Origin of the sequence: Psychrobacter sp. (assembly GCF_036731945.1) — a bacterium.
Classification (GTDB): domain Bacteria; phylum Pseudomonadota; class Gammaproteobacteria; order Pseudomonadales; family Moraxellaceae; genus Psychrobacter.
Genome location: NZ_DAINDI010000130.1, coordinates 1,429 through 1,980, shown reverse-complemented (window position 1 = coordinate 1,980; position 552 = coordinate 1,429). Strand labels below are relative to the sequence as shown.

The following is a 552-nucleotide window of genomic DNA, read 5'->3' as shown; positions in this document are numbered from 1 at the left end:
ATTGCAAGCCTTGTCTACAGATTTAATGCTGCTTTTGTCATAATTATTAATTTAAATGGTTTTATCATTCTCTAGTCATAAGGAATATCTCATTTAGCGGTGAGTTTCAGAATTTTTAGGTTTTATTACTTATAGTCAAAATATCCCAAAATCGCTACGGGATTGCTGATATCAATTTTTTGTAGCCTCTGTCTGTGCAGGCACAGCAAGCAAGAAAAATTGGTATCAGCAGATATATTGATATTACTTTTCACTGATTGTATTTACCAAAATCTGCTAGCTATGGCTTTTTGAGCCATGGGTGGCTATAGTATTTATCATTCATTATAGGACAAATAAAAGGAAGGGTTATGCGACCGGTAGTACTGTGTTTTTCAGGATTGGATCCGTCAGGTGGTGCTGGATTACAAGCGGATATCGAGGCAGTCGGTCAAGCAGGTGCCCATGCCGCCATCGCTTGTACGGCAATCACCATTCAGAACTCGCAGCAGGTATTTGGTTTTGAGGCTTGTACTGCTGATTTGGTAGCAGCGCAGGCGACCACCGTGCTCG

General features: G+C 40.8%; 1 protein-coding gene. It reads left to right on the top strand.

What is annotated here, in order from left to right:
• Nucleotides 1–350: 350 nt before the first annotated feature.
• The coding region (locus V7D75_RS14625) for a bifunctional hydroxymethylpyrimidine kinase/phosphomethylpyrimidine kinase (RefSeq protein WP_442968977.1) at nucleotides 351–552 on the top strand (202 nt) is incomplete at its 3' end.